The 25,477-nt window shown below is 39.6% G+C and carries 27 protein-coding genes, 1 pseudogene and 1 other annotated feature; of the genes and pseudogenes, 26 read left to right on the top strand and 2 right to left on the bottom strand.

Annotated elements, in window-relative coordinates:
* Positions 1 to 6: 6 nt before the first annotated feature.
* Positions 7 to 1,357 (bottom strand): annotated as a pseudogene (locus K1I97_RS02010) (IS3 family transposase).
* Between the two features lie 86 nt (positions 1,358 to 1,443).
* On the opposite strand from K1I97_RS02010, the gene glmU reads away from it, so the two are divergent.
* The 7 genes from glmU to K1I97_RS01975 all read left to right on the top strand — a co-directional run bounded on the left by glmU (position 1,444) and on the right by K1I97_RS01975 (position 7,427).
* A complete protein-coding gene (gene glmU, locus K1I97_RS02005) occupies positions 1,444 to 2,823 on the top strand; it encodes a bifunctional UDP-N-acetylglucosamine diphosphorylase/glucosamine-1-phosphate N-acetyltransferase GlmU (RefSeq protein ID WP_223332298.1) in 1,380 nt (459 codons plus the stop codon).
* 9 nt (positions 2,824 to 2,832) lie between these two features.
* Positions 2,833 to 3,378: an NUDIX hydrolase gene (locus K1I97_RS02000; protein WP_000393797.1), complete on the top strand. Its 546-nt coding sequence runs from the start codon at positions 2,833 to 2,835 to the stop codon at positions 3,376 to 3,378.
* A gap of 11 nt (positions 3,379 to 3,389) precedes the next feature.
* Positions 3,390 to 3,701, top strand: a complete 312-nt coding sequence (gene macP / locus K1I97_RS01995) for a cell wall synthase accessory phosphoprotein MacP (protein WP_000517873.1) — start codon at positions 3,390 to 3,392, stop codon at positions 3,699 to 3,701.
* Positions 3,702 to 3,716: 15 nt separating this feature from the next.
* Complete coding sequence (locus tag K1I97_RS01990) at positions 3,717 to 4,409, top strand: 5'-methylthioadenosine/adenosylhomocysteine nucleosidase (RefSeq protein WP_223332299.1); 693 nt, start codon at positions 3,717 to 3,719, stop codon at positions 4,407 to 4,409.
* Positions 4,410 to 4,485: 76 nt separating this feature from the next.
* On the top strand, positions 4,486 to 4,980 hold the full coding sequence (gene rocS / locus K1I97_RS01985; RefSeq protein ID WP_000021252.1) for a chromosome segregation protein RocS: 495 nt from the start codon (positions 4,486 to 4,488) through the stop codon (positions 4,978 to 4,980).
* Between the two features lie 81 nt (positions 4,981 to 5,061).
* A complete protein-coding gene (locus K1I97_RS01980; RefSeq protein ID WP_213951975.1) occupies positions 5,062 to 5,655 on the top strand; it encodes a 3'-5' exonuclease in 594 nt (197 codons plus the stop codon).
* Between the two features lie 8 nt (positions 5,656 to 5,663).
* Positions 5,664 to 7,427 (top strand): glycerophosphoryl diester phosphodiesterase membrane domain-containing protein, encoded by a 1,764-nt coding sequence (locus tag K1I97_RS01975; protein ID WP_223332300.1) that lies wholly within the window; start codon positions 5,664 to 5,666, stop codon positions 7,425 to 7,427.
* Between the two features lie 206 nt (positions 7,428 to 7,633).
* Here K1I97_RS01975 and K1I97_RS01970 read toward each other — a convergent pair whose 3' ends face one another.
* A complete protein-coding gene (locus K1I97_RS01970) occupies positions 7,634 to 7,933 on the bottom strand; it encodes a YbaB/EbfC family nucleoid-associated protein (protein ID WP_223332301.1) in 300 nt (99 codons plus the stop codon).
* Positions 7,934 to 8,547: 614 nt separating this feature from the next.
* Here K1I97_RS01970 and K1I97_RS01965 point away from each other — a divergent pair.
* The 19 genes from K1I97_RS01965 to K1I97_RS01875 all read left to right on the top strand — a co-directional run bounded on the left by K1I97_RS01965 (position 8,548) and on the right by K1I97_RS01875 (position 25,469).
* The gene (locus K1I97_RS01965) at positions 8,548 to 9,834 is read left to right on the top strand and encodes a homoserine dehydrogenase (protein WP_223332302.1); all 1,287 of its coding nucleotides are present in this window, start codon (positions 8,548 to 8,550) and stop codon (positions 9,832 to 9,834) included.
* Position 9,835: 1 nt separating this feature from the next.
* On the top strand, positions 9,836 to 10,705 hold the full coding sequence (gene thrB, locus K1I97_RS01960; RefSeq protein ID WP_223332303.1) for a homoserine kinase: 870 nt from the start codon (positions 9,836 to 9,838) through the stop codon (positions 10,703 to 10,705).
* A 250-nt stretch (positions 10,706 to 10,955) separates the two neighbouring features.
* Positions 10,956 to 11,894 (top strand): peptide-methionine (R)-S-oxide reductase MsrB, encoded by a 939-nt coding sequence (msrB, locus tag K1I97_RS01955; RefSeq protein ID WP_223332304.1) that lies wholly within the window; start codon positions 10,956 to 10,958, stop codon positions 11,892 to 11,894.
* Between the two features lie 59 nt (positions 11,895 to 11,953).
* The gene (locus K1I97_RS01950) at positions 11,954 to 13,678 is read left to right on the top strand and encodes an ABC transporter ATP-binding protein (protein WP_223332305.1); all 1,725 of its coding nucleotides are present in this window, start codon (positions 11,954 to 11,956) and stop codon (positions 13,676 to 13,678) included.
* A gap of 1 nt (position 13,679) precedes the next feature.
* On the top strand, positions 13,680 to 15,428 hold the full coding sequence (locus tag K1I97_RS01945) for an ABC transporter ATP-binding protein (protein WP_223332306.1): 1,749 nt from the start codon (positions 13,680 to 13,682) through the stop codon (positions 15,426 to 15,428).
* Between the two features lie 100 nt (positions 15,429 to 15,528).
* Complete coding sequence (locus tag K1I97_RS01940) at positions 15,529 to 16,788, top strand: TRZ/ATZ family protein (protein ID WP_223332307.1); 1,260 nt, start codon at positions 15,529 to 15,531, stop codon at positions 16,786 to 16,788.
* Between the two features lie 62 nt (positions 16,789 to 16,850).
* Positions 16,851 to 16,986: a sequence feature (ribosomal protein L10 leader region), on the top strand.
* A 38-nt stretch (positions 16,987 to 17,024) separates the two neighbouring features.
* The gene (gene rplJ / locus K1I97_RS01935; RefSeq protein ID WP_001287274.1) at positions 17,025 to 17,525 is read left to right on the top strand and encodes a 50S ribosomal protein L10; all 501 of its coding nucleotides are present in this window, start codon (positions 17,025 to 17,027) and stop codon (positions 17,523 to 17,525) included.
* 74 nt (positions 17,526 to 17,599) lie between these two features.
* Positions 17,600 to 17,968 carry a 50S ribosomal protein L7/L12 gene (rplL, locus tag K1I97_RS01930; RefSeq protein ID WP_001196964.1) on the top strand — a complete coding sequence of 123 codons (369 nt, stop codon included), beginning with the start codon at positions 17,600 to 17,602 and terminating at the stop codon, positions 17,966 to 17,968.
* Positions 17,969 to 18,169: 201 nt separating this feature from the next.
* Positions 18,170 to 18,343: a hypothetical protein gene (locus K1I97_RS01925; protein ID WP_000159602.1), complete on the top strand. Its 174-nt coding sequence runs from the start codon at positions 18,170 to 18,172 to the stop codon at positions 18,341 to 18,343.
* The gene (locus K1I97_RS01920) at positions 18,340 to 19,119 is read left to right on the top strand and encodes a replication initiator protein A (protein ID WP_223332273.1); all 780 of its coding nucleotides are present in this window, start codon (positions 18,340 to 18,342) and stop codon (positions 19,117 to 19,119) included. The genes K1I97_RS01925 and K1I97_RS01920 overlap by 4 nt, the downstream gene beginning before the upstream one ends.
* A 98-nt stretch (positions 19,120 to 19,217) precedes the next feature.
* The gene (dcm, locus tag K1I97_RS01915; protein ID WP_223332274.1) at positions 19,218 to 20,576 is read left to right on the top strand and encodes a DNA (cytosine-5-)-methyltransferase; all 1,359 of its coding nucleotides are present in this window, start codon (positions 19,218 to 19,220) and stop codon (positions 20,574 to 20,576) included.
* On the top strand, positions 20,560 to 21,009 hold the full coding sequence (locus tag K1I97_RS01910) for a hypothetical protein (RefSeq protein ID WP_223332275.1): 450 nt from the start codon (positions 20,560 to 20,562) through the stop codon (positions 21,007 to 21,009). The genes dcm and K1I97_RS01910 overlap by 17 nt, the downstream gene beginning before the upstream one ends.
* Complete coding sequence (locus K1I97_RS01905) at positions 21,002 to 21,382, top strand: hypothetical protein (protein ID WP_223332276.1); 381 nt, start codon at positions 21,002 to 21,004, stop codon at positions 21,380 to 21,382. The genes K1I97_RS01910 and K1I97_RS01905 overlap by 8 nt, the downstream gene beginning before the upstream one ends.
* A gap of 12 nt (positions 21,383 to 21,394) precedes the next feature.
* A complete protein-coding gene (locus K1I97_RS01900) occupies positions 21,395 to 21,628 on the top strand; it encodes a hypothetical protein (protein ID WP_050238682.1) in 234 nt (77 codons plus the stop codon).
* 2 nt (positions 21,629 to 21,630) lie between these two features.
* The gene (locus tag K1I97_RS01895; protein ID WP_223332277.1) at positions 21,631 to 22,218 is read left to right on the top strand and encodes a CPBP family intramembrane glutamic endopeptidase; all 588 of its coding nucleotides are present in this window, start codon (positions 21,631 to 21,633) and stop codon (positions 22,216 to 22,218) included.
* 333 nt (positions 22,219 to 22,551) lie between these two features.
* Entirely contained in the window at positions 22,552 to 22,851 is a 300-nt protein-coding gene (locus tag K1I97_RS01890) for a hypothetical protein (RefSeq protein WP_000869753.1), read from the top strand.
* The gene (locus K1I97_RS01885) at positions 22,841 to 23,329 is read left to right on the top strand and encodes a hypothetical protein (protein ID WP_048773330.1); all 489 of its coding nucleotides are present in this window, start codon (positions 22,841 to 22,843) and stop codon (positions 23,327 to 23,329) included. The genes K1I97_RS01890 and K1I97_RS01885 overlap by 11 nt, the downstream gene beginning before the upstream one ends.
* Entirely contained in the window at positions 23,329 to 25,206 is a 1,878-nt protein-coding gene (locus tag K1I97_RS01880; protein WP_125353402.1) for a VirD4-like conjugal transfer protein, CD1115 family, read from the top strand. The genes K1I97_RS01885 and K1I97_RS01880 overlap by 1 nt, the downstream gene beginning before the upstream one ends.
* A gap of 20 nt (positions 25,207 to 25,226) precedes the next feature.
* Positions 25,227 to 25,469 carry a hypothetical protein gene (locus K1I97_RS01875; RefSeq protein WP_000627865.1) on the top strand — a complete coding sequence of 81 codons (243 nt, stop codon included), beginning with the start codon at positions 25,227 to 25,229 and terminating at the stop codon, positions 25,467 to 25,469.
* Positions 25,470 to 25,477 lie beyond the last annotated feature (8 nt).

Here is a 25,477-nt window from a genome sequence, read left to right as displayed (position 1 = left end):
ATTAATTTATCCAAAGGATTTAGTTCTGTATTGCACAGGGCTAAGTCCTTTTAGTTTTACCTTAATCCGTTTGTTGCTGTAATAATCAATATAGTTTACAATAGCTTGTTCCAATTGCTTAATTGACTGAAATGTCTCCTCATAACCGTAAAACATCTCAGACTTAAGAATTCCAAAGAAGGACTCCATCATACCGTTGTCTGGACTATTCCCCTTACGTGACATGGAAGGCTGAATACCTTTACTCTCTAAAAAGCGATGATAATACTGGTGTTGGTATTGCCATCCTTGATTGCTATGGAGAATAGTCTTCTCGTAGTGTTTCTCTGTAAATGCCTGTTCTAACATACTCTTCACTTGTTCTAAGTTGGGCGAAGTAGAAAGATTATATGCGATAATTTCGCTATTAAAGCCATCTAAAACTGGTGATAAGTAGAGTTTTTGACTGCTTTCTGGAATGGTAAATTCTGTCACATCTGTATAGCACTTTTCCATTGGCCTCGATGCTTCAAACTGGCGTTGAATAAGGTTATCTGCTTTCTTGCCAATCTCTCCTTGATAAGAAGAATACTTCCGTTTCCGAAGAATTCGAGCCACTAAACCAAGGACTTTCATCAGACGTTGGACCTTTTTATGGTTTACTATATGACCACGATTCCTCAATTCAAGAGTTATTCAGCGATAGCCATAATTTCCTTTGTGCTCAGTAAAAATAGCTTGAATTTCAGTTTTAAGATCTTTATCTTTGTCAAGCCCATCTAGTTCCTTCAACTGATAGTAGTAAGTTGAGCGAGGTAAACGAGCTGTTTCAAGAAGTAAATCTAGTCGAAATCCTCCTGAAACCATTTCTCTAACTGCCTCTGCCTTTCTCGCTCTAGGGCCTCGTCCCTTTCCTCTAACTCTTTTAACTTTTTTAGGTAGGCCACCTCAGTAAGTAAGCGTTCATTCTCCTCCTGAAGTCGCTCTAGTTCTGTCATTTCTTCCCAAGTTTTCTTTCGTTTACGTCCCATCCTATCTGGCCTTCCTCTTGTTTTCTCAACAATGGTATACCCGTTTTTCTTGTATTGTGCCAGCCAATTTGAAAGTATCACCCTACTTGGGAGAGCATAATCCAGAGCAACGCTTAGTTGCAAACGACCTTCAAGTAAAACTTTATCAATGATTTCTTGTTTTAATTCAGGAGAATAGTAATGATTTTTCCCTTTCTTGACGATTTCTATCCCGTAACGGTCAATCAAACTAAACGTGTATGTCAATGTAGAAATACGTACTCCAAATATATTTGAAAGTTGCTTTAAGCTGATTCCTGGTTTCCTTAGTCATAGATTTGGACTTTATCCTTATAAGTGCGGTCCATCTTTAACGTTTTTTTCTTGATTGATTCTTCCTCATAACTTAAATTATGGTATAATATAAGGGAATTTCTAGAGAAAAGAGAAGATTATGTCAAATTATGCCATTATTCTAGCAGCGGGTAAAGGTACTCGCATGAAATCAGATCTTCCAAAGGTACTTCATAAAGTAGCTGGAATTTCGATGTTGGAACATGTTTTTCGTAGTGTTGGTGCTATTCAACCTGAAAAAACAGTTACTGTAGTTGGTCACAAGGCAGAGCTAGTTGAGCAAGTATTAGCCGGTCAGACGGACTTTGTTACCCAATCAGAACAACTAGGAACTGGGCATGCTGTCATGATGGCAGAGCCTATTCTCCAAAATCGTACAGGCCACACATTGGTTATCGCTGGAGATACTCCTCTGATTACAGGTGAAAGCTTGAAAAACCTCTTGGATTTCCATATTAATCACAAAAATGTGGCGACGATCTTGACAGCTGAAGCAGCTGATCCTTTTGGATATGGTCGTATCGTCCGCAATGATAATGCTGAAGTTCTTCGCATTGTGGAGCAGAAAGATGCCACAGACTTTGAAAAGCAAATTAAGGAAATCAATACAGGAACTTATGTATTTGACAATGAGCGTCTTTTTGAAGCCCTTAAAAACATCAACACCAACAATGCCCAAGGTGAGTACTATATTACTGACGTGATTGGTATTTTCCGTAATGCGGGTGAGAAGGTTGGGGCCTATACTCTCAAGGATTTTGATGAAAGCCTCGGGGTAAATGACCGTGTAGCTCTTGCGACTGCAGAAGCAGTTATGCGTCGCCGTATCAACCAAAAGCATATGGTTAATGGTGTTAGCTTTGTCAATCCTGAAGCAACTTACATCGATATTGATGTTGAGATTGCTCCTGAAGTCCAAATCGAAGCCAACGTTACCTTGAAAGGTCAAACGAAGATTGGTGCGGAGACTATTTTAACAAATGGAACTTATATCGTAGATAGTACCGTTGGATCTGGAGCCGTGATTACCAACTCTATGATTGAAGAAAGTAGTGTTGCGGACGGTGTAACAGTTGGTCCTTATGCCCATATCCGTCCAGGTTCAAGTCTGGCTGCTCAAGTTCACATTGGAAATTTTGTTGAAGTAAAAGGCTCTTCAATCGGTGAAAATACCAAGGCGGGTCATTTGACTTATATTGGAAACTGTGAAGTGGGTAGCAACGTTAATTTCGGTGCAGGAACCATTACAGTCAACTACGATGGCAAAAATAAATACAAAACTGTCATTGGCAATAATGTCTTTGTTGGCTCAAACTCAACTATTATTGCTCCTGTAGAACTTGGGGATAATTCTTTGGTTGGAGCGGGTTCAACCATTACCAAGAATGTTCCTGCTGATGCCATTGCTATCGGTCGTGGACGTCAGGTCAACAAAGATGAATATGCGACTCGCCTCCCTCATCATCCCAAGAACCAGTAGGAGTTTGTCATGGAATTTGAAGAAAAAACGATAAGTCGGAAGGAAATCTATCAAGGTCCTATTTTCAAACTAGTACAAGACCAGGTGGAACTACCAGAAGGAAAGGGGACTGCCCAACGTGACTTGATTTTTCACAATGGAGCTGTTTGTGTATTAGCTGTGACAGCCGAGGACAAAATCGTTCTCGTTAAGCAATACAGAAAGGCTATCGAGGCGGTTTCTTATGAGATTCCCGCTGGTAAACTAGAACTTGGTGAAAATGCTGATCCAATGGCAGCGGCGCTTCGTGAATTGGAAGAAGAAGTTGCCTACACTGGTAAGTTAGAACTGTTGTACGATTTCTATTCTGCGATTGGATTTTGTAATGAAAAACTAAAACTCTACCTCGCTAGTGATTTGGTCAAGGTGGAAAATCCTCGCCCACAAGATGATGATGAAACTTTGGAAGTCCTAGAAGTAAGCCTAGAGGAAGCCAAAAACCTGATCCAGTCAGGTCATATCTGTGATGCCAAAACTATTATGGCGATCCAGTACTGGGAACTACAAAAGAAATAGAGGAGCAACCCATGGGAAAACCTTTATTAACAGACGAAATGATTGAACGTGCCAATCGTGGTGAGAAAATCTCAGGACCACCTCTTCAAGATGATGAGGAAACAAAGATCCTACCAACATCTTCACAACATTTTGGTTATTCACGCTCTAGAGACCACGGTTTTAGTCAAGATACACTTACAATCGAAGTAGAACCAACAATTCATAAGAGTCGCCGCATTGAGAACACTAAGAGAAATGTTTTTAATTCGAAACTCAATCGCATCTTGTTTGCAGTCATCCTACTTTTGATTTTGTTAGTGTTGGCAATGAAACTCTTGTAATTGAAAGGACTTGAAATGAAAATTGGAATCATTGCTGCCATGCCAGAAGAACTCGTATATTTAACTCAGAATTTGGATAAACCTCAAGAAGTCCAAATTCTCGGAAATACTTACTACACTGGCTCTGTTGGCAATACAGAAGTCGTTCTAGTTCAGAGTGGGATTGGAAAGGTCATGTCGGCTATGAGTGTAGCTATTCTAGCTGACCACTTCCAAGTAGAAGCTATCATCAATACAGGATCAGCAGGTGCTCTTGCCGAAGGGATTGCTGTTGGTGATGTCGTGATTGCAGATAGACTAGCATACCATGATGTGGATGTGACTGCCTTTGGCTATGCTTATGGCCAAATGGCTGGTCAACCTCTTTACTTTGAATCAGATAAGAAATTTATCGCTAGGATTAAAGAAAACTTATCTCAGTTAGAACAGACCTGGCACCTAGGCTTGATTGCTACAGGGGACAGTTTTATAGCCGGAGATGATAAGATTGCTAGTATCAAATCCCACTTCCCTGATGTTTTAGCAGTTGAAATGGAAGGGGCTGCTATTGCACAAGCGGCTCAGTCTCTTAATTTACCGTTCCTAGTCATTCGTGCTATGAGTGACAATGCCAATCATGAAGCCTCTATCTCTTTTGATGAGTTTATTATCGAAGCTGGACGTCGTTCTGCCCAAGTCTTACTAGCCTTTTTAAAGGCTTTGGATTAAGCGGAAATTTGACAGTTTATCTAGCTTATGATAAGATTTAAATAAAGAAAAGCTAGAAAACGTTTCAGAGGATATTATGAGTATTGAAATGACCGTCAGTGAGATTGCAGAGGTCTTAGGACTATCTCGTCAAGCAATCAACAATCGTGTCAAAGAACTTCCAGAAGAGGACACGAAAAAAAATGACAAAGGTGTAACTGTAGTTACTCGAAGTGGCTTGATCAAGCTAGAAGAAATCTACAAAAAAACGATTTTTGAAGATGAACCAGTCAGTGATGATGTCAAACAACGTGAACTGATGGAAATCTTGGTCGATGAGAAAAATGCTGAAATTCTTCGTTTGTACGAGCAGCTCAAGGCAAAAGACCGCCAGTTATCAGAAAAAGATGAACAGATGCGTATCAAAGACCGACAGATTGCTGAAAAGGACAAACAGTTGGACCAACAGCAACAGTTAACTCTTCAAGCCATGAAGGATCAAGAAACCTTGAAACTCGAGTTGGACCAAGCAAAAGAAGAAGTCCAAGCAACCAAAAAAGGCTTTTTTGCTCGCCTTTTTGGAGGAAAATAAAGAAGCTGTTTGGGTTACTCATTAACCTAATGGCTTCTTTTATTATTTATAGTTTAGTTTGGGTAGTAATTGAGGTAAATAATGGAAAAATTAAGAGATTATATCTCCTTTGATTTGGAATTCAATCAACACGAGGGGGTTACCCATTTAATTCAAGTATCAGCAGTCCGTTTTCAAGATGGACAAGAATGTGCTACTTTTGATTCTTATGTTCATACTACAGCCCCATTGAAGAGTTTTATCAATGGTTTGACTGGGATCACAGCTGAAACCTTGAAAGATGCGCCAAAAGTAGAACAAGTTTTAAAGGACTTTCAAGCATTTGTTGGCGACTTACCTATCGTTGGTTACAATGCAGCTAAGAGTGATTTGCCTATTCTCTTGGAGCATGGTATTGATTATCGTGACCAGTATAAGGTTGATCTATATGAGGAGGCTTTTGAACGCCGTAGTTCTGACCTACACGGCATAGCCAATCTTAAATTGCAAACTGTTGCAAATTTTTTAGGCTTTCACGGGAAGTCTCATAACAGTTTAGAGGATGCCCGCATGACGGCGCGTGTTTACGAGGCTTTTTTGGAATCAGATGAAGGAAAGCTATTAATAGAAGACCAGAGTAGTTTTTCGATGAATAATCCTTTCGGTGGCTTAGATTTATCCCAATTTTTAGACTAGGAGTGCTTATGAAACCTGAAAAACCTAAAAAGCTAGGTTTTAGGAAGATTTACCTCAACCTAGATAAAGTTCTTTTCCTCTTTTTCTTAATTTTCATGATGGTGGAATATCTGTGGCTACCTCTCAATTCTTGGCTTGCTGGTCTTTTACTCAGCCAAACAGGCTATTTGTTTATTACTTACAATAATATTTTTGCCATTATCACGAGTTCTCCTTTAATCAGTCTGGCCTTTCTCTTTTTGATAGCAATCAATCTTTTGGTAGCTTATTTTCAAATTTGCCTCCTCTTTATTGGAGCACGCCACCTTCTTTATCATGAAAAGAGAACCTTGATTGAGTACAGTCGCAAAGTTTTCCAGCAAAGTTTTCGGTTCATGAAACGCTTGAGCTTCTGTAAGATGGCCTTTGTTTTCTTCTATGTGGCCATGCTATTTCCTTTCATCAGGAAAATTCTAAAAATTTATTACTTGAATAAAATCGTCATTCCAGACTTTATCGTGACTTACCTAGAAGACAAGCACTGGCTAGTTGGCTTGATGATTTTTGTGTCTGCTTGGATTTTGCTCTATGTGTCTGTCCGACTCATGTTTGCCCTTCCGAAAATCCTCTTTGAAAGAAAAACTGTGAGAGAAGGGGTAAAATATAGTCTGCAAAAGACAAAAAAACAAGTTCTCTTTTACGCTTGGAACTTGCTTCTCATTGTTATAAAAACTTATCTCTTCTTCTTTGTGTTATTGCTTCCTTTGCTATTTACTCAGCTTGTAATGGATAATTTCACTCAGAAAGAATCTTTGATTCTTGGTCTCATCAACTTCGTCTTGATGAAAAATGTTCACTATATGGCCTTGACTTATTTCCTTGTTAAGTTTGTCTCCTTTTTGACAGGAGAGGAGCTGGAGATTATGCCAAGAAGAAAAAAAGATCACCTGATGAGGTGGGGGGTTATGGGTTGTGCTAGTATCTTTTTTGCGCTAGAAGGCTATATCTATCTGGAATCTCCTGATACCAACACGCCTTTAGTGATTTCTCATAGGGGAGTAAGCAATAAAAATGGTGTACAAAACACTGTACAGTCTTTGGAAAAAACAGCTCAACTGAAGCCAGACTTAATTGAAATGGATGTGCAGGAGACCAAGGATGGTCAGTTTGTGATGATGCATGATGCCAATCTTAAGAACTTGGCCGGTATTAACGCTAATCCTCAAGACTTGACCCTAGAGGAGTTGACGGGGTTAGATATTTCTGAAAATGGCTATCGAACCAAGATATCTAGTTTTGATGACTATCTCAATCGCGCGAATGAACTTCATCAAAGATTGTTGATTGAAATCAAAACCAGTAAAAAAGACAGTCCACAAATGATGGAACGTTTTCTAGAGAAGTATGGATCGATTATCAAGCAGTATGGTCATCAGATGCAATCACTAGACTATCATGTGATTGACCAAGTTTTGAAATATGATTCGACTATTCCAGTTTATTTCATCCTACCATATAACAGTATTTTCCCAAAAACCAAGGCAACAGGATATACTATGGAGTATTCAACATTGGATGAATACTTTGTCACTAAACTTTGGTATACGGAACAAAAGCTTTATGTTTGGACTGTTAATGGTTCTGAGTCTTTTGATAAAGCAGTTCGGCTTGGGGCAGATGGAATGATTACGGATAATCTTGAAATGGTTCAGTTACAAGTAACGACAGCGCAAGACGATCCTGAGTATACGGAGTTGCTGTTAAAAAAAGCAACGGAATTCTTTGATTTCTAGCCTAGACTTTACATTTATAGTCGTTAAGACCTAGTATAAAAATAGTAAGTAGGAAAGTGTTTGAATTTCAGTTTACAATATGTGAACTGAAATTTTTGGAATTAAACAATAAAAAGGAGAGGAACTAGAAAGAACCTCTCCTTTTATTATAGAATGTAATTTTGATACAGTTGACCAACAGTTATAAGTGTTAAAACTCAATAGAACTAGAAAGATAGTCCGCCTGAGAAAGCACTTAGTTTTTGTTTAGCAGCCTCATTAATTTGGTCAATAGCATGATTGATAGCTTGACTAGTTAAATCAGATAGAGTCTCTAAGTCCTCTGGGTCTACAATTTCAGGCTTAAATTCAATCTTAACAACCTTTTTATCACCAGTTAGAGTTGCAACGACTAAATCTTGGCTAGATTTTCCAGTGAATTCAGTTGCAGCTAATTCAGCTTGAGCAATATCCATGTCTTTTTTTAGTTTTTGGGCTTGCTTCATCATGTTTTGCATGTTCATCATAATAGTTTTTAGATTCCTTTCTGCGTCAGGGAATTTCATCCTCTGATATAGTTTTTCTTGAGCAAAGTAACCACCTTCTAAAATGTATCGTATAGAGTGGTATCTTCTGTGCATTTTCAATAAAGGAGAGACTCTTAAATCTTGGAAGCAAATTGATTTCCTTTTTTGTGAGATAGGCTTATATCGTTCATGTAAGTGAAGTGATATAAGTTAAAGGCCAGTGATTCTACTATTCTCATAAATTCTCTGATATACAGTGACTATCCCATTTTTTAATCTTACTTTGATTTCAAATGATTTTAAAAGTAAGCAGTCTATGAGGCGTATCAATTTGCTAAGTGTTATTCACACTTCCAGAAGTAATTAGATTCTCCTCTTCTGATATACAATGAATTATAGCATGTTTTTGAATTGTTGTCAATTGATATTGATATAAGAAAATGAAGAATAGATTCCCCTAAATGTGATAGAATTTATGTGTGGTTTATTGATGTTTTGCGTGAATCATGGGATTCGTTTTTTCTTTATCAGACTGAAATAGTGATTTACTATAATAGGAATTTTCACAAAATTCTGTTATAATGGCTATATCAGAAAATTTCGAGGAGACAAACATGACAGTTAAAATTGCTTTACTTGGATTTGGTACCGTTGCAAGTGGTGTGCCATTCCTCCTAAAGGAAAATGGAGAAAAAATCGTTCAGTCAGCTCATTCAGGGATTGAAGTAGCCAAGGTATTGGTCAAGGATGAAGATGAAAAGAATCGCTTGCTTGCAGCAGGAAATGACTTTAACTTTGTAACCAATGTAGACGATATTTTATCAGATCAGGACATTACGATTGTAGTGGAATTGATGGGTCGTATTGAACCAGCTAAAACTTTTATCACTCGCGCCTTGGAAGCTGGGAAACACGTTGTTACTGCTAACAAGGACCTTTTGGCTGTCCATGGTGCAGAATTGTTAGAAATCGCTAAAGAGCATAATGTAGCACTTTACTACGAAGCAGCAGTTGCTGGTGGGATTCCAATTCTTCGCACTTTGGCAAATTCATTGGCTTCTGATAAAATCACACGCGTTCTTGGTGTCGTAAACGGAACTTCTAACTTTATGATGACCAAAATGGTCGAAGAAGGCTGGTCTTATGATGATGCTCTGGCTGAAGCTCAAAGATTAGGTTTTGCAGAAAGCGACCCTACAAATGACGTGGATGGGATTGACGCAGCCTACAAGATGGTGATTTTGAGCCAGTTTGCTTTTGGGATGAAGGTTGCTTTTGACGATGTAGCCCACAAGGGAATCCGCAACATCACACCAGAAGATGTCGCTGTTGCCCAAAACCTTGGCTATGTAGTGAAATTGGTTGGTTCTATCGAGGAAACTCCTTCAGGTATTGCTGCAGAAGTGACTCCAACCTTCCTTCCTAAAGCACATCCACTTGCTAGTGTGAATGGCGTGATGAATGCTGTCTTTGTAGAATCTATTGGCATCGGTGAATCTATGTACTACGGACCAGGTGCGGGTCAAAAACCAACTGCAACAAGTGTTGTGGCGGATATTGTCCGTATCGTTCGTCGCTTGAATGATGGTACCATCGGTAAAGACTTCAATGAATACAGCCGTGACCTAGTCTTGGCCAATCCAGAAGATGTTAAAGCAAACTACTATTTCTCAATCTTGGCACCAGACTCAAAAGGCCAGGTCTTGAAACTTGCTGAAATCTTTAATGCTCAAGATATTTCCTTCAAGCAAATCCTCCAAGATGGCAAAGAGGGTGACAAGGCGCGTGTAGTGATTATTACACATAAGATCAATAAAACACAACTTGAGAAGGTTTCAGCTGAGTTGGCCAAAGCTTCAGAATTTGACCTCTTGAATACCTTCAAGGTGTTAGGAGAATAGGATGAAGATTATTGTACCTGCGACCAGTGCCAATATCGGGCCAGGTTTTGATTCGGTTGGTGTAGCTGTAACCAAGTATCTTCAAATTGAGGTCTGTGAAGAACGGGATGAGTGGTTGATTGAACACCAGATTGGCAAATGGATTCCCCATGACGAGCGTAATCTCCTGCTCAAGATTGCCTTGCAAATTGCGCCTGACTTGAAACCAAGACGCTTGAAAATGACCAGTGATGTTCCCTTGGCGCGTGGTTTGGGTTCTTCTAGCTCTGTTATCGTTGCTGGGATTGAACTGGCTAACCAACTGGGCAAGCTCAACTTATCTAACCACGATAAATTGCAGCTGGCGACCAAGATAGAAGGACATCCTGACAATGTGGCTCCAGCAATTTACGGTAATCTCGTTATTGCAAGTTCTGTTGAAGGAAATGTTTCAGCGATTGTGGCTGACTTCCCAGAGTGTGATTTTCTAGCTTATATTCCCAACTATGAATTACGTACTCGAGACAGTCGTGGTGTCCTTCCTAAGAAATTATCCTACAAGGAAGCTGTTGCGGCTAGTTCTATCGCCAATGTGGCTGTCGCAGCTTTGTTGGCGGGAGATATGGTGACAGCTGGACAAGCAATTGAGGGAGACCTCTTCCACGAGCGCTACCGTCAGGATCTGGTGAGAGAATTTGCGACGATTAAGCAAGTAGCTAAAGAGAATGGTGCCTATGCAACCTATCTCTCTGGTGCCGGACCGACAGTGATGATCTTGGCTTCTCATGACAAGATGCCGGCGATTAAGGCAGAATTGCAAAAGCAGTCTTTCAAAGGTAAACTTCATGATTTGAAAGTTGATACCCAAGGTGTTCGTGTTGAAGTAAAATAAAGAATAGAAGATAGGATGGGGAAACTCTTGATTAGAGGGCTTCCTGTCCTTTTTTTGAAAAGAAGTTTATACTCAATGAAAATCAAAGAGCAAACTAGGAAGCTAGCCGCAGGCTGCTCAAAACAGTGTTTTGAGGTTGTGGATAGAACTGACGAAGTCAGTAACCATACCTACGGTAAGGTGACGCTGACGTGGTTTGAAGAGATTTTCGAAGAGTATTAGTTAAAAACTTGACAAAGGAGAAATAAAGATGGCAGAAATTTATCTAGCAGGTGGTTGTTTTTGGGGGCTAGAGGAGTATTTTTCACGAATTTCAGGAGTGCTAGCAACCAGTGTCGGCTACGCTAATGGTCAAGTTGAAACGACCAATTATCAGCTGCTCAAGGAAACAGATCATGCGGAGACTGTTCAAGTGGTTTATGATGAGAAAGCAGTGTCACTCAGAGAGATTTTGCTCTATTATTTCCGTGTCATTGATCCCTTGTCTATCAACCAGCAGGGGAATGACCGTGGTCGCCAATATCGGACAGGAATCTATTACCAAGATGAAGCAGACTTGCCAGCCATCTACACAGTGGTGCAGGAGCAGGAGCGTATGCTGGGTCGAAAGATTGCAGTAGAAGTGGAAAAACTTCGCCATTACATTCTGGCTGAAGATTACCACCAAGACTATCTCAAGAAAAATCCTTCTGGTTACTGTCATATCGATGTGACGGATGCTGATAAGCCATTGATTGATGCATCAAACTATGAAAAGCCGAGTCAAGAGGTGTTAAAGGAAAGATTAACTGAAGAGTCTTACCGTGTTACGCAAGAAGCTGCTACAGAGGCGCCGTTTAGTAATGCTTATGACCAAACTTTTGAAGAGGGGATTTATGTAGACATCACGACAGGGGAGCCACTATTTTTTGCTAAGGATAAGTTTGCCTCAGGTTGTGGTTGGCCAAGTTTTAGCCGTCCGATTTCTAAGGAATTGATTCATTACTACAAGGACCTGAGTCATGGAATGGAGCGAATCGAGGTTCGTTCTCGGTCAGGAAATGCTCACTTGGGTCATGTTTTCACAGACGGACCTCGGGAGTTAGGTGGCCTGCGTTACTGTATTAATTCTGCATCCTTGCGCTTTGTAGCCAAGGATGAGATGGGAAAAGCAGGATATGGTTATCTATTACCTTACTTAAACAAATAAAACTGAGAGGGTGGGGCTTCCCACTTTCTTCATTTCTAGAATATGAATAGAAGGGACTTATGAAACACTTACTATCTTACTTTAAACCCTATATCAAAGAATCCATTTTAGCACCCCTGTTTAAGCTGCTAGAAGCTGTGTTTGAGCTCTTGGTTCCCATGGTGATTGCTGAGATTGTTGACCAATCCTTGCCCCAGAGAAATCAAGGACACCTCTGGATGCAGATTGGCCTGCTCCTTGTCTTTGCAGTGATTGGCGTTTTAGTGGCCTTGATTGCTCAATTCTATTCAGCCAAGGCAGCGGTTGGGTTTGCCAAAGAACTGACAGACGACCTTTATCGTCATATTCTTTCTTTACCTAAGGACAGCAGAGACCGTTTGACAACTTCTAGCTTGGTGACTCGCTTGACTTCGGATACCTACCAGATTCAGACTGGTATCAATCAATTCCTGCGCCTCTTTTTGAGAGCGCCTATTATCGTTTTTGGAGCCATTTTTATGGCCTATCGCATCTCGGCTGAGCTGACTTTCTGGTTCTTAGTTATGGTTGTCATTTTGACGATTGTCATTGTCGGTCTTTCTCGACTGGTCAATCCTCTCTACAGTAGTCTGAGAAAGAAAACGGATCAGCTGGTTCAGGAAACGCGCCAGCAATTGCAAGGCATGCGAGTTATTCGTGCTTTTGGTCAGGAAAAACGAGAGTTACAGATTTTTCAAACCCTTAACCAAGTTTATGCCAGATTGCAAGAAAAGACGGGTTTCTGGTCTAGTTTGTTAACACCTCTGACTTATCTGATTGTCAATGGAACCCTTCTCGTCATCATCTGGCAGGGCTATATTTCTATACAAGGAGGTTTACTCAGCCAAGGTGCTCTTATTGCCCTTATCAACTATCTCTTGCAGATCTTGGTGGAATTGGTCAAGCTAGCCATGCTGATAAATTCCCTCAACCAGTCCTATATTTCAGCCAAGCGAATCGAGGAAGTCTTTGCTGAAGAGCCAGAAGATATTCATTCAGAATTAGAACAAAAACAAGTTACTACTAATAAGGTTTTACAAGTTAAGGAATTAACCTTTACCTATCCTGATGCGGCCCAGCCTTCTCTGAGAGATATTTCCTTTGATATGAAGCAAGGACAAATCCTTGGTATCATCGGAGGAACTGGTTCTGGTAAATCAAGCTTGGTGCAAGTCTTACTTGGACTTTATCCAGTAGATAAGGGAAGTATTGACCTTTATCGAGATGGATGTAGTCCTCTTAATCTTGAGCAGTGGCGGTCTTGGATTGCCTATGTACCCCAAAAGGTCGAACTCTTTAAGGGAACTATTCGTTCCAACTTGACTCTAGGTTTCAATCAAGAAGTATCTGACCAAGAACTCTGGCAGGCCTTGGAGATTGCGCAAGCTAAGGATTTTGTCAGTGAAAAGGAAGGACTTTTGGATGCAACTGTTGAGGCAGGAGGGCGAAATTTCTCAGGCGGACAAAAACAAAGGCTGTCTATCGCACGAGCAGTCTTGCGCCAAGCTCCATTTCTCATCCTAGATGATGCGACCTCGGCCCTCGACACCATTACCGAGTCCAAGCTCTTGAAAGCCATTCGAGAAAATCTGCCAAATACGAGCTTAATCTTGATTTCTCAAAGAACATCTACACTTCAGATGGCAGACCAGATTCTCCTCTTGGAAAAAGGGGAGCTCCTAGCTGTTGGCAAGCACGAGGACTTGATGAAATCCAGCCAAGTCTATCGCGAAATCAATGTATCCCAACATGGAAAGGAGGACTAGCATGAAACGACAAACTGCAAACCAGACGCTCAAACGTTTGGCCATAGATTTAGCAAGCCATCCCTTCCTCCTTTTCCTTGCCTTTCTAGGAACTATTGCCCAAGTTGCCTTATCAATCTACTTACCCATCTTGATTGGGCAGGTCATTGACCAGGTCCTAGTGGCTGGTTCTTCACCAGTTTTTTGGCAGATTTTCATCCAGATGCTTTTGGTAGTCATAGGAAATACACTGGTACAATGGGCCAATCCTCTTCTTTATAATCGTCTAATTTTCTCTTATACTAAAGACTTGCGAGAGCGAATCATCCATAAGCTCCATCGTTTACCGATTGCTTTTGTGGATCGGCAGGGCAGTGGAGAGATGGTCAGTCGTGTGACCACAGATATAGAGCAGCTGGCAGCTGGCTTGACCATGATTTTCAACCAATTTTTCATTGGCGTCTTGATGATTTTGGTTAGTATCCTAGCCATGCTTCAAATTCACCTCCTCATGACCCTCTTGGTCTTGCTATTGACACCACTGTCCATGGTGATCTCGCGCTTTATTGCCAAGCGATCTTATCATCTCTTCCAGAAGCAAACAGAGACGAGGGGGATTCAGACTCAGTTGATTGAAGAATCGCTGAGCCAACACACCATTATCCAGTCCTTCAATGCTCAGGAAGAGTTTATCCAAAGACTGAGTGAGGCGAATGACAATTACGCAGGCTATTCTCAGTCAGCTATCTTTTTTTCTTCAACGGTTAATCCTTCGACTCGCTTTGTTAATGCACTCATTTATGCACTTTTAGCTGGAGTGGGAGCCTATCGTATCATGATGGGGTCCACCTTGACCATCGGACGTTTAGTGACTTTTTTGAATTACGTCCAACAGTACACCAAGCCCTTTAATGATATTTCTTCTGTTTTAGCCGAGTTACAAAGTGCTCTCGCTTGCGCAGAGCGCGTCTATGCTGTCTTAGAAAGTCCAGAGGTGGCTGAAACAGGTAAGGAAGTCTTGACCAGTGACCAAGTCAAGGGAGCTATTTCCTTTAAACATGTTTCTTTTGGATACAATCCTGAAAGAATCTTGATTAAGGACTTGTCTATTGAAATCCCAGCTGGTAGCAAGGTAGCCATCGTTGGTCCTACAGGTGCCGGAAAATCAACTCTCATTAATCTCCTCATGCGTTTTTATCCCATTAACTCGGGAGATATCTTGCTAGACGGTCGTTCCATTTACGACTATACCCGAGCATCATTGAGACAGCAGTTTGGGATGGTGCTCCAAGAAACTTGGCTCAAGCAAGGAACCATTCATGACAATATTGCCTTTGGAAATCCTGAAGCCAGTCGGGAGCAGGTGATTGCTGCTGCCAAAGCAGCCAACGCAGACTTTTTTATCCAACAGTTGCCACAGGGCTATGATACCAAGTTGGAAAATGCAGGAGAATCTCTATCTGTCGGTCAAGCCCAGCTCTTGACCATCGCCCGAGTTTTTCTGGCTATACCAAAGATTCTTATCTTAGACGAGGCGACTTCCTCCATTGATACACGGACGGAAGTGCTAGTTCAGGATGCCTTTGCTAAACTCATGAAGGGGCGCACAAGCTTTATCATTGCTCACCGTTTGTCAACTATTCAGGATGCGGATTTGATTCTAGTTTTGGTGGATGGTGATATTGTGGAGCATGGCAATCATCAGGACCTCATGGCTAGAAAGGGCAAGTATTACCAAATGCAAAAAGCAGCAGCTTTTAGCTCTGAATAATCCTTTCTATTTTAAAATCTTATGGACAAAAAAAGTTGCCTTTGGGTGACTTTTTTGTTACAATAGCTAGAAAAAATCAGGGCCTTAGAAGGAGAAAACAATGAAAGTCTATCAGCATGTAAATATCGTGACTTGTGACCAAGATTTCCATGTTTATTTGGATGGTGTCTTAGCCGTTAAGGACTCTCAAATTGTCTATGTCGGTCAAGAGAAGCCAGAGATTTTGGAGCAAGCTGAGCAGATTATAGACTATCAAGGAGCCTGGATTATGCCTGGTTTGGTCAATTGCCACACCCATTCTGCTATGACAGGTTTGCGAGGGATTCGGGATGATAGTAATCTCCATGAATGGCTCAATGACTATATCTGGCCAGCAGAAGCAGGATTTACTTCTGACATGACTACCAAGGCAGTCAAAGAGGCTCTGACAGAGATGCTCCAGTCAGGAACAACCACCTTCAACGATATGTATAATCCCAATGGTGTGGATATTGAGAGAATTTATCAGGCAGTCAAGGCTTCTAAGATGCGTTGTTATTTCTCACCGACCCTCTTTTCTTCTGAAGCAGAATCAACTGCTGAGACCATAAGGAGAACTCGAGCCATCATCGAGGAAATCTTAGGATATGAAAATCCAAATTTCAAGGTTATGGTAGCCCCTCATTCTCCGTATAGCTGTAGTAGAGACTTGCTGGAAGCAAGCTTAGATATGGCAAAAGAGCTGAATATTCCTATCCATATTCATGTGGCGGAGACCAAGGAGGAATCAGGAATTATCCTGAAACGCTATGGCAAACGCCCCCTCGCTTTTCTAGATGAACTTGGGTGTTTAGATCATTCGTCTGTCTTTGCTCATGGGGTCGAACTAAACGAGCGAGAAATTGAACGTTTGGCAACTTCTCAAGTAGCTATAGCTCACAATCCTATTAGTAACCTCAAACTGGCCTCAGGGATTGCTCCCATCATCCAACTTCAAAAAGCAGGGGTAGCAGTCGGCATTGCGACTGACTCGGTTGCTTCCAATAACAATCTAGATATGTTTGAGGAAGGACGGACAGCAGCTCTTCTTCAGAAAATGAAGAGTGGAGATGCTAGCCAATTTCCTATCGAAACAGCCCTTAAGGCACTGACGATCGAAGGAGCTAAGGTTCTAGGAATGGAAAAGCAGATAGGAAGCCTAGAAGTTGGCAAGCAAGCGGATTTTCTGGTCATTCAACCAAAAGGAAAAATCCATCTTCAACCTCAGAAAAATATGCTCTCTCACCTGGTTTATGCTGTCAAATCCAGTGATGTTGATGATGTTTATATCGCTGGAGAACAGGTGGTTAAGCAAGGCAAAGTTTTGACAGTAGAGATTTAAAAAAATTTCAAAAAAAGTTTGCAAAAATCTTGCATTCTTTTTTTGTCTATGCTATACTTATATACGGTTTGAAAAAACTGCCTAAGACAGTAGGGGAGCTCGACTCATAAAAATCCTACCGAGGACAAAACGTATCATGTAAAAAGAAGCGTATTGTACTTTCGTGTCTAGGTTTGGGCGCGTTTTTCTTTTAGAAAAATTCCCCAAGCAAAATAATTACGGAGGTGAACACACTAATGAGTGAAGCAATTATTGCTAAAAAAGCGGAACTAGTTGACGTAGTAGCTGAAAAAATGAAAGCTGCTGCATCTATCGTCGTTGTAGACGCTCGTGGTTTGACAGTTGAGCAAGATACAGTTCTTCGTCGTGAGCTTCGTGGAAGCGAAGTTGAGTATAAAGTCATTAAAAACTCAATCTTGCGTCGTGCAGCTGAAAAAGCTGGTCTTGAAGATCTTGCATCAGTATTTGTTGGACCATCTGCAGTAGCATTTTCTAATGAAGATGTTATCGCACCAGCGAAAATCTTGAACGACTTTGCTAAAAACGCTGAAGCACTTGAAATCAAAGGTGGTGCAATCGAAGGCGCTGTCGCATCTAAAGAAGAAATCGTTGCTCTTGCAACTCTTCCAAACCGCGAAGGACTTCTTTCTATGCTCCTTTCTGTACTTCAAGCGCCAGTTCGCAACGTTGCACTTGCTGTCAAAGCAGTTGCAGACAACAAAGAAGACGCAGCTTAATCTTAAGCTACGCAGCGTAGCCTAGCTACAAAAAAATTATTATAAAAATAAAAACTTATTTGGAGGAAATAACAATGGCATTGAACATTGAAAACATTATTGCTGAAATTAAAGAAGCTTCAATCCTTGAATTGAACGACCTTGTAAAAGCTATCGAAGAAGAATTTGGTGTAACTGCAGCTGCTCCTGTAGCTGTTGCTGCAGCTGGTGCTGCTGACGCTGGTGCTGCTAAAGATTCATTTGACGTTGAATTGACAGCTGCTGGTGACAAAAAAGTTGGCGTTATCAAAGTTGTACGTGAAATCACTGGTCTTGGCCTTAAAGAAGCTAAAGAACTTGTTGATGGTGCACCAGGTGTCATCAAAGAAGGCGTTCCAACTGCAGAAGCTGAAGAAATCAAAGCTAAATTGGAAGAAGCTGGAGCTTCAGTTACTCTTAAATAAGAGGCATATACCAATTAGAAATCGGAATACTATAGTATCAGCCTTTTAGAATCGTGAACACATTTTAGAAACTGATAAATTAATTTAGTTTCCTACCAAAAACCCTACCAAAAATTAATTTGGCAGGGTTTTTCTTTTTAACAAATTTATCGTGGAGAACAATTGAATATTGTTCTCCTTTTTTTATTTTCAGGAGGGAAAATGACAAAAGAATTACAATCATCACGCTATATTGTCATTTCATTTTTAGTACGTGAAATGGGAATAGATATTGTTGAGGCCATATCTCTTATGGCTGAATTAGAAAAAAGTGGCTTGGTTCAATTGGAATCAAGCGGAGATTTAACACTCAAAGAACTTGGAGGAGCGCTATGAAAAGAATTACCGCAAATCAATACCAAACTTCAGAACGGTATTATAAATTACCTAAAATTCTTTTTGAGGATGAGAAATATATGGATATGAAACTAGAAGTAAAGGTGGCTTATTCTATTTTAAAAGATCGTTTAGAATTATCTCTCAGTCGTGGTTGGATAGATGAAGAGGGAGCGGTTTATTTAGTATTTTCTAATTCTAAACTGATGAGGCTGTTAGGTTGTTCGAAGTCAAAATTACTGTCCATCAAAAAAACTCTTAAAGAATATGACTTAATTGATGAAGTCCAACAGTCTTCAAGTGAGAAAGGAAGACTAGCTAATAAGATTTATTTAGGGGAATTATCTTCTACCCCAGTAGGTAATTCAAACAGGCCTAGTGTTAAAAAAAGACTAGGGCAGGATGAAAATGAAACAGCCCCCGTCTCACATTTAGCCCCTAGTGAGACTGAAGTTAGTGAGACTAAATATAGTGAGACTGATTCTTTATTTATTGAGGATGAGGAGGAGAGGAATACTCAACCTATCTTGAAAAGAAAAGTAGAAAAGGTCACAAAATATGATCGAGATTATATTTGGGGATTGGTACAAGATCAATTTAGACGAGAGGGGTTTTCTGAAACAGCCAGTGAAATTGCTATGACTGATTTTGAGAGAATCTATCAGTATGCTCTTGACAATGTTCGCTTTGTTAGACGAGCGGAAGTACTTGCTGAATTTGTGTTTAATGGCTTGTATTCTGTTTGGAATAACCGTGTTAGAAAAGGAGGTGGTTAAATGTCGCCAATCGAGTGGATATTAGTTATGCTTATTGTCATTTCAAGTGGAGTGACAGTTCTGACAATGATAGTCGATAAGAAAGGGGTGATAAAGAAATGAGATTTATTGATTTATTTTCAGGTATCGGGGGTTTTCGACTAGGAATGGAAAGTGTTGGACATGAGTGTATTGGATTTTGTGAGATTGATAAATTTGCTAGAGAATCTTATAAGTCCATTTTTCAAACGGAAGGAGAAATAGAATTTCATGACATACGAGATGTTTCAGATGACGAATTTAAAAAACTTAGAGGGAAAGTCGATGTCATCTGTGGGGGATTCCCTTGTCAAGCATTTTCAATCGCAGGAAGACGATTGGGATTTGAAGATACTAGAGGAACTTTGTTCTTTGAAATTGCTCGAGCGACCAAACAAATCCAACCACGTTTTCTTTTTCTTGAAAATGTTAAAGGCCTACTCAATCACGATAAGGGACGGACGTTCACCACAATTCTTACCACACTTGATGAGTTGGGGTTTGATGTTGAGTGGCAGGTGCTTAACAGTAAGGATTTTGGCGTTCCCCAAAACAGAGAGAGGGTGTTTATTATCGGACATTCTAGAAAGAGAGGTACCAGACTCTTATTTCCTTTCAGACGAGAAGGTCAAGCAACTAACTCTGAGACTTTAAAAATATTAGGGAATTTGAATCCATCAAAAAGTGGAATGAGTGGTAAAGTCTATTATTCAGAAGGTCTTGCACCAACCTTAGTTCGTGGAAAAGGAGAAGGATTTAAAGTTGCGATTCCTTGTATGACACCAGACAGATTAGAAAAAAGACAAAATGGTAGACGTTTCAAGGATAATCAAGAGCCAATGTTTACTTTAAATACTCAGGATCGCCATGGTATTGTCGTTGTTGGAGATTTACCAACTAGCTTTAAGGAAACTGGTCGCGTCTATGGAAGTGAGGGCTTATCTCCAACACTGACTACGATGCAAGGTGGAGATAAAATTCCCAAAATACTGATTCCAGAACCAATCAAATTTCTAAAAGTCCGAGAGGCAACGAAAAAAGGATATGCTCAAGCAGAGATTGGGGATTCAATCAATTTAGAAAGACCAAGTTCTCAGTATCGTCGTGGTAGAGTTGGAAAAGGTATAGCGAATACGTTAACAACTAGTGGGCAAATGGGAGTAGTAGTGGCTAGCTATGAAGGAGAAGATAAACAAGTTTACCAAGTAGCTGGTGTCTTAATTGATGGGCAATTTTACCGTTTGAGGATACGACGAATCACTCCTAAAGAGTGTTTTAGACTGCAGGGCTTTCCTGATTGGGCTTTTGAAGCTGCTAGAAAAGTCTCTAGTAATAGTCAGCTCTATAAACAAGCTGGTAATAGTGTAACCGTTCCTGTGATTGCCGCAATCGCAAAGAAATTAAAAGAAATAGAGGAAAAAGATGAAAGCGTTAAATAAAGAGTCAATACTATATTGTGATGAATTAGAAACAGAATTACATGATGCAGAAATGATGCAGTTGGATGAACAAATATTTTTGATGCCCAATTATCCATGTGAGTTTGAAGTGACATTTTTAGATTATTACCATAAAAAACACAATTACCCACTATTTTATGAATCCTATCTTCAAAACATTATGGAATTCCTTGAAAGTCAGGATATAAAGAACGGAGCTGATGCCTTTGTAGATGATCATCAAAATCTTGTTTTTGTTTTATATGGACAAGGCTATCGAGCCGAGGGAAAAGAGGGAATACTTACAACCCAAGTAACTGTAAAAGCTTATGATGAAGACAAGCAACCGATTAACTTCGCAAATTTATTAGATTCCTTAATCGTCTCAGAGTATCAAATGGAACCGAATCTTTGGGAGGTCTCCCATGATTGATCTCTATCTAAGTAAAAATAGGCAAAGAAATCAACTTCTTTTAGACTTCTTCCAAAACTATGGCATCGAGGTATCTTGTCATTCAGTTTCTGAAATGACAAAGGATAAATTAATTGAGATGATGAGCTATTCTTCAGATTGTTTTGAGTTTTTATCTCCCAATTTATTACGATTTAAGAACCGTGACAATTTAAGATTAACGGATTTCATTGAAATGATATTAAAAAATCCTGAACTAACCATCAGACTTCCTCTTGCAGTTTCAAATAAGAGAGTTTATCCAAATCTAAATTTGGAGGAAGCTAGAGCTTTATTGCCAAGAGATACGAAACAATTGATTTACATGGCACAAACACATTATTTATCTAGTTAAAGGAGAAGCAATATGGCTGAACGATTTTGGGAGAACTTGTCCATGATTTTGGCTGAAAGAAATATTAGCTGGATTGAGTTAACCAGAAAAATGTTTGCGGGAGAGTTTCACTATCCAAGTGAATTGAATCGTTTGTATCAAAAGATTCGTCACTATAAGATGGAACAACGAATGCCTCAAAGTCCATGGGTAGAAAGGATTGTGCAGGTATTAGATTTAGATTATGAAGATTTATTTCGGAGGTAACTATGAAAAGAATAATTCCAGTTTATATATTCCAACAAGTAAATGTCCTATTGGTATCTCTATACTTACTGAGATTTTTTTGTATCGGTGAGTTAACTATACTACAGATTCTCTATGGTGCGTCACTCATTTCATTTTTATGGATATATGGTCAACGTAAAAAAGCGCATAAGGTCAGTATGAAATCTAGGATGAAATGGCTTGGTATTGGATTAGCTAGCCTATTGATTATAAGTCTATGTTTTAGCTTAATCCATGCTCAAGGAACCACGAATCAAGCAAACTTAATTGGCCTACAACATCAGGTTCCTTGGTTTTCATTTTTATTGTTCTTAATCAATGCGAGTATGGTTGAAGAATTTCTGTATCGAGAAATTTTATGGAACTTGGTTAGAAAATTAGATATCAGAATTGCGTTGACAAGTGTTTTATTTTCCTTAGTACATCATCCAGGAACCATTCTAGCTTGGTGTTTATATGTTTCATTGGGATTGTTTTTAGGGATGGTGCGCTATAAATCTGACTTATGGGGCAGTATGGGGCTACATTTGGTGTGGAACCTACTAGTTTATAGTTTGCTGCTTTTTTAGACCAAATTAGCTTGTTTTAGGGAAATGAAATGCTAACGTTATGTAACAATGTTAGTCTTTTATTTCAAAATCTTTGTTTAGTATGAATTTAGCTCTACAGAAAAATAAGAAATGTGATAAAAATTTCAACTACTCTTATCTATAATAAAGCTACCTGTTCTTTGAAAATTGAATCCACTCCGTCTTGATTAGCGTGCCTGTGTAAGTAGGGACTGAGAGTATTTCCCTGTGAAGGGCAACTGGCACAAGACGTGTGTGAGAATTTTCTAACAGACACGGAGTTTATCGTTACCAGACTTAAACGATGCGACAAACTAGATAAAGGAGTTAATCATGAAGGTAGTAAACTTGTATGATTTGAAACAAATGGGAAATAAAGGTGGTTGTACCATCCAATTGATTCATCACTTTCCTTTTGGTATGGGCTTAGGACATCTCAAAAAAGACTACATTGAATTTAAACGTGTTGGTATCTTTGATGGGAAAGCAGTAGAAGTTACTCTTCGAGAACCTTATTCGAGAGATCTACTGCAGGTTGTCAAGTCGATTAAGCAACGTCAGAAATTGATAGCTTATCGTTATAAAGAAGGAAAGCTGCTATTTGTTAAGAAGGAGGCCTCAGATGTCCTCTGAACAACAGGAACGAATGGCAGTTCAATATGCTGAGCGTAGTCTTTTATTTACTGTAAAAAGTCTTTTAAAGATTCTAGAATGGTCTAGACGCCAAGTTTTAGCACAAGATTCCGCCTATAAGATAGGGGTACAGAAATTAGAAGAATTGCTACAATCTCCTTATTCGATTGATACGATTAATCTGAAAAAAGATTTTTTAGACAAACCAATTGATATAGAGAAATTTAAAGCTTTTTTAGAAAAAGAAGAGATTCCTTTAGCCATCGCTTGGCAAGGGGATTCTCTACATTTCTACACGAAAGACCGTTCGATTCTGGACAATCATTTAGACCATCTGTTAGAAAAAATGGTTAATGATCCGGAGAAATTAGCTGATTTTACCATGGATAAGTCATTAGACGATGCAATTGATGAGGCTAAATCCCAAATTACCTTTAGACAAGAAGGGGCCGTCAAACAGAAAGAGATGGTGAGATGATGTACAGTGGAAAGAAATTCCTACTATTCTCACTGTTAGGCATCTTACTAGGCTATCTTTTTCATCGTTTGACGCTTTTGTATGATTCCTATACTGGAAATAGCTTAGATAAATGGACTCATCTTCTGATGGAGGGTCAAGATGAAGTTCTTCAGTCGCCATGGAATGTTTCTTTTACTGGAAAATCAAGTGCTTTTTTTCTACTAGGCTTTGTGATGATGTTGCTGGTTTATCTCTATCTAGAGACTGGTAAAAAACAATACCGAGAAGGGGTAGAATACGGGAGCGCCCGTTTTGGAACTCTAAAAGAAAAGAAGCTCTTTTACGGTAAGGAATTTTCTCATGATACGATTTTAGCACAAGATGTTCGTTTGACATTATTAGATAAAAGACCACCCCAATATGATAGAAATAAGAATATTGCGGTGATCGGAGGTTCAGGAAGTGGGAAGACCTTTCGCTTTGTAAAACCTAATCTGATTCAGATGAACAGTTCTAATATTGTCGTGGATCCTAAAGATCACTTAGCTGAGAAAACAGGCAAACTCTTTTTAGAACATGGCTACCAAGTAAAGGTGTTAGATTTAGTCAATATGAAGAACTCAGATGGCTTCAATCCTTTTCGCTATATAGAGACAGAAAATGATTTGAATCGCATGCTGACGGTTTATTTTAATAACACCAAAGGCTCTGGCTCTCGTAGTGATCCATTTTGGGATGAAGCTTCTATGACTTTGGTACGAGCTTTAGCCTCTTACTTGGTCGATTTCTATAATCCACCCAAAACAAGAGAACAGCTCATTGAAGAGAGTCGTTTGAGTCAAACAGAATACCAAAACTTGTTGAAACGTCAAAAAAAAGAAGTGGAAGAGCGAAAAAAACGAGGGCGTTATCCAAGTTTTGCTGAAATCTCAAAACTCATTAAACACTTATCCAAGGGTGAAAATCAAGAAAAAAGTGTCTTAGAAATTCTATTTGAAAATTATGCTAAAAAGTATGGAACTGAAAATTTTACCATGCGAAATTGGGCAGATTTTCAAAATTATAAGGATAAGACTCTGGATTCTGTTATAGCTGTAACCACTGCTAAATTTGCCCTCTTCAATATTCAAAGTGTCATGGATTTGACCAAAAGAGATACCCTTGATATGAAGACATGGGGCCAGGAAAAATCAATGGTTTACTTAGTTATCCCAGATAACGATAGTACCTTTCGCTTTCTTTCAGCCCTCTTTTTTTCAACCGTATTTCAAACCCTAACAAGACAAGCAGATATTGATTTTAAGGGTCAATTGCCTCTTCATGTGAGAGTCTATTTAGATGAGTTCGCAAATATCGGAGAAATCCCAGATTTTGCTGAACAAACCTCGACAGTCCGTTCTCGCAACATGAGTCTCGTTCCTATTCTACAAAATATTGCCCAACTTCAAGGGCTCTATAAAGAAAAAGAAGCTTGGAAAACCATTTTGGGGAACTGTGATAGCTTAGTCTACTTAGGTGGGAATGATGAAGATACCTTTAAATTTATGAGTGGCTTACTCGGAAAACAAACCATTGATGTTCGAAATACGAGTCGTTCCTTTGGCCAGACAGGTTCAGGATCCCTTTCTCATCAAAAGATTGCTCGTGATTTAATGACACCTGATGAGGTCGGAAATATGAAACGGCATGAATGCTTGGTTCGAATTGCAAATATGCCTGTCTTTAAAAGCAAAAAGTACAATTCCACTAAGCATCCAAACTGGAAATACCTAGCCAATCAAGAAACCGATGAACGGTGGTGGAACTATCAAATCAATCCTTTAAATCAAAGACAAGAAAATCATCTTGAAGGCCTTAGAATTCGTGATTTAACTTTTGAATCTAGTTTAAAATAAAAATAGAAAAGAGGAAATAGATGATTACGCATTTTAAAGGTTTTGTTTATGGAGTAGACGCAAGTGCTATGTTTGCACAAGCTATGTCTTTGTTACAGAAGGGATTGATTGCGGTTGGTGCCTTTCTCGTTGTTGTGGGGATTGTCAACCTTGCAACCAACATTAAAGATGGTGGACCAGGTGTTCGGAATGCCATTCTGGAAATTGTCGGTGGTGTTATGGTTGGGGCTGCTGGAGCCTTTGTAACCCAGATTTCAATTTAGGAGGATAA

Source organism: Streptococcus oralis, from assembly GCF_019929345.1.
Lineage (GTDB): Bacteria > Bacillota > Bacilli > Lactobacillales > Streptococcaceae > Streptococcus.
The sequence above is the reverse complement of the archived record's forward strand: the minus strand, read 5'-3'. Positions and strand labels throughout refer to the sequence as shown.

Excerpts from the sequence above, each read along its gene's own strand:
- K1I97_RS01880 (WP_125353402.1), top strand. The coding sequence starts at position 23,329 with ATGTACAGTGGAAAGAAATTCCTACTATTCTCACTGTTAGGCATCTTA.
- K1I97_RS01945 (WP_223332306.1), top strand. The coding sequence starts at position 13,680 with ATGAAACGACAAACTGCAAACCAGACGCTCAAACGTTTGGCCATAGAT.
- K1I97_RS01905 (WP_223332276.1), top strand. The coding sequence starts at position 21,002 with ATGATTGATCTCTATCTAAGTAAAAATAGGCAAAGAAATCAACTTCTT.
- K1I97_RS01885 (WP_048773330.1), top strand. The coding sequence starts at position 22,841 with ATGTCCTCTGAACAACAGGAACGAATGGCAGTTCAATATGCTGAGCGT.
- K1I97_RS01895 (WP_223332277.1), top strand. The coding sequence starts at position 21,631 with ATGAAAAGAATAATTCCAGTTTATATATTCCAACAAGTAAATGTCCTA.
- rplL (WP_001196964.1), top strand. The coding sequence starts at position 17,600 with ATGGCATTGAACATTGAAAACATTATTGCTGAAATTAAAGAAGCTTCA.
- dcm (WP_223332274.1), top strand. The coding sequence starts at position 19,218 with ATGAGATTTATTGATTTATTTTCAGGTATCGGGGGTTTTCGACTAGGA.
- K1I97_RS01875 (WP_000627865.1), top strand. The coding sequence starts at position 25,227 with ATGATTACGCATTTTAAAGGTTTTGTTTATGGAGTAGACGCAAGTGCT.
- K1I97_RS01910 (WP_223332275.1), top strand. The coding sequence starts at position 20,560 with ATGAAAGCGTTAAATAAAGAGTCAATACTATATTGTGATGAATTAGAA.
- K1I97_RS01970 (WP_223332301.1), bottom strand. The coding sequence starts at position 7,933 with ATGATGAACATGCAAAACATGATGAAGCAAGCCCAAAAACTAAAAAAA.
- macP (WP_000517873.1), top strand. The coding sequence starts at position 3,390 with ATGGGAAAACCTTTATTAACAGACGAAATGATTGAACGTGCCAATCGT.
- K1I97_RS02000 (WP_000393797.1), top strand. The coding sequence starts at position 2,833 with ATGGAATTTGAAGAAAAAACGATAAGTCGGAAGGAAATCTATCAAGGT.
- K1I97_RS01965 (WP_223332302.1), top strand. The coding sequence starts at position 8,548 with ATGACAGTTAAAATTGCTTTACTTGGATTTGGTACCGTTGCAAGTGGT.
- K1I97_RS01975 (WP_223332300.1), top strand. The coding sequence starts at position 5,664 with ATGAAACCTGAAAAACCTAAAAAGCTAGGTTTTAGGAAGATTTACCTC.
- K1I97_RS01890 (WP_000869753.1), top strand. The coding sequence starts at position 22,552 with ATGAAGGTAGTAAACTTGTATGATTTGAAACAAATGGGAAATAAAGGT.
- rplJ (WP_001287274.1), top strand. The coding sequence starts at position 17,025 with ATGAGTGAAGCAATTATTGCTAAAAAAGCGGAACTAGTTGACGTAGTA.
- msrB (WP_223332304.1), top strand. The coding sequence starts at position 10,956 with ATGGCAGAAATTTATCTAGCAGGTGGTTGTTTTTGGGGGCTAGAGGAG.
- K1I97_RS01990 (WP_223332299.1), top strand. The coding sequence starts at position 3,717 with ATGAAAATTGGAATCATTGCTGCCATGCCAGAAGAACTCGTATATTTA.
- glmU (WP_223332298.1), top strand. The coding sequence starts at position 1,444 with ATGTCAAATTATGCCATTATTCTAGCAGCGGGTAAAGGTACTCGCATG.
- K1I97_RS01980 (WP_213951975.1), top strand. The coding sequence starts at position 5,062 with ATGGAAAAATTAAGAGATTATATCTCCTTTGATTTGGAATTCAATCAA.
- K1I97_RS01900 (WP_050238682.1), top strand. The coding sequence starts at position 21,395 with ATGGCTGAACGATTTTGGGAGAACTTGTCCATGATTTTGGCTGAAAGA.
- K1I97_RS01920 (WP_223332273.1), top strand. The coding sequence starts at position 18,340 with ATGAAAAGAATTACCGCAAATCAATACCAAACTTCAGAACGGTATTAT.
- K1I97_RS01940 (WP_223332307.1), top strand. The coding sequence starts at position 15,529 with ATGAAAGTCTATCAGCATGTAAATATCGTGACTTGTGACCAAGATTTC.
- rocS (WP_000021252.1), top strand. The coding sequence starts at position 4,486 with ATGAGTATTGAAATGACCGTCAGTGAGATTGCAGAGGTCTTAGGACTA.
- thrB (WP_223332303.1), top strand. The coding sequence starts at position 9,836 with ATGAAGATTATTGTACCTGCGACCAGTGCCAATATCGGGCCAGGTTTT.
- K1I97_RS01950 (WP_223332305.1), top strand. The coding sequence starts at position 11,954 with ATGAAACACTTACTATCTTACTTTAAACCCTATATCAAAGAATCCATT.
- K1I97_RS01925 (WP_000159602.1), top strand. The coding sequence starts at position 18,170 with ATGACAAAAGAATTACAATCATCACGCTATATTGTCATTTCATTTTTA.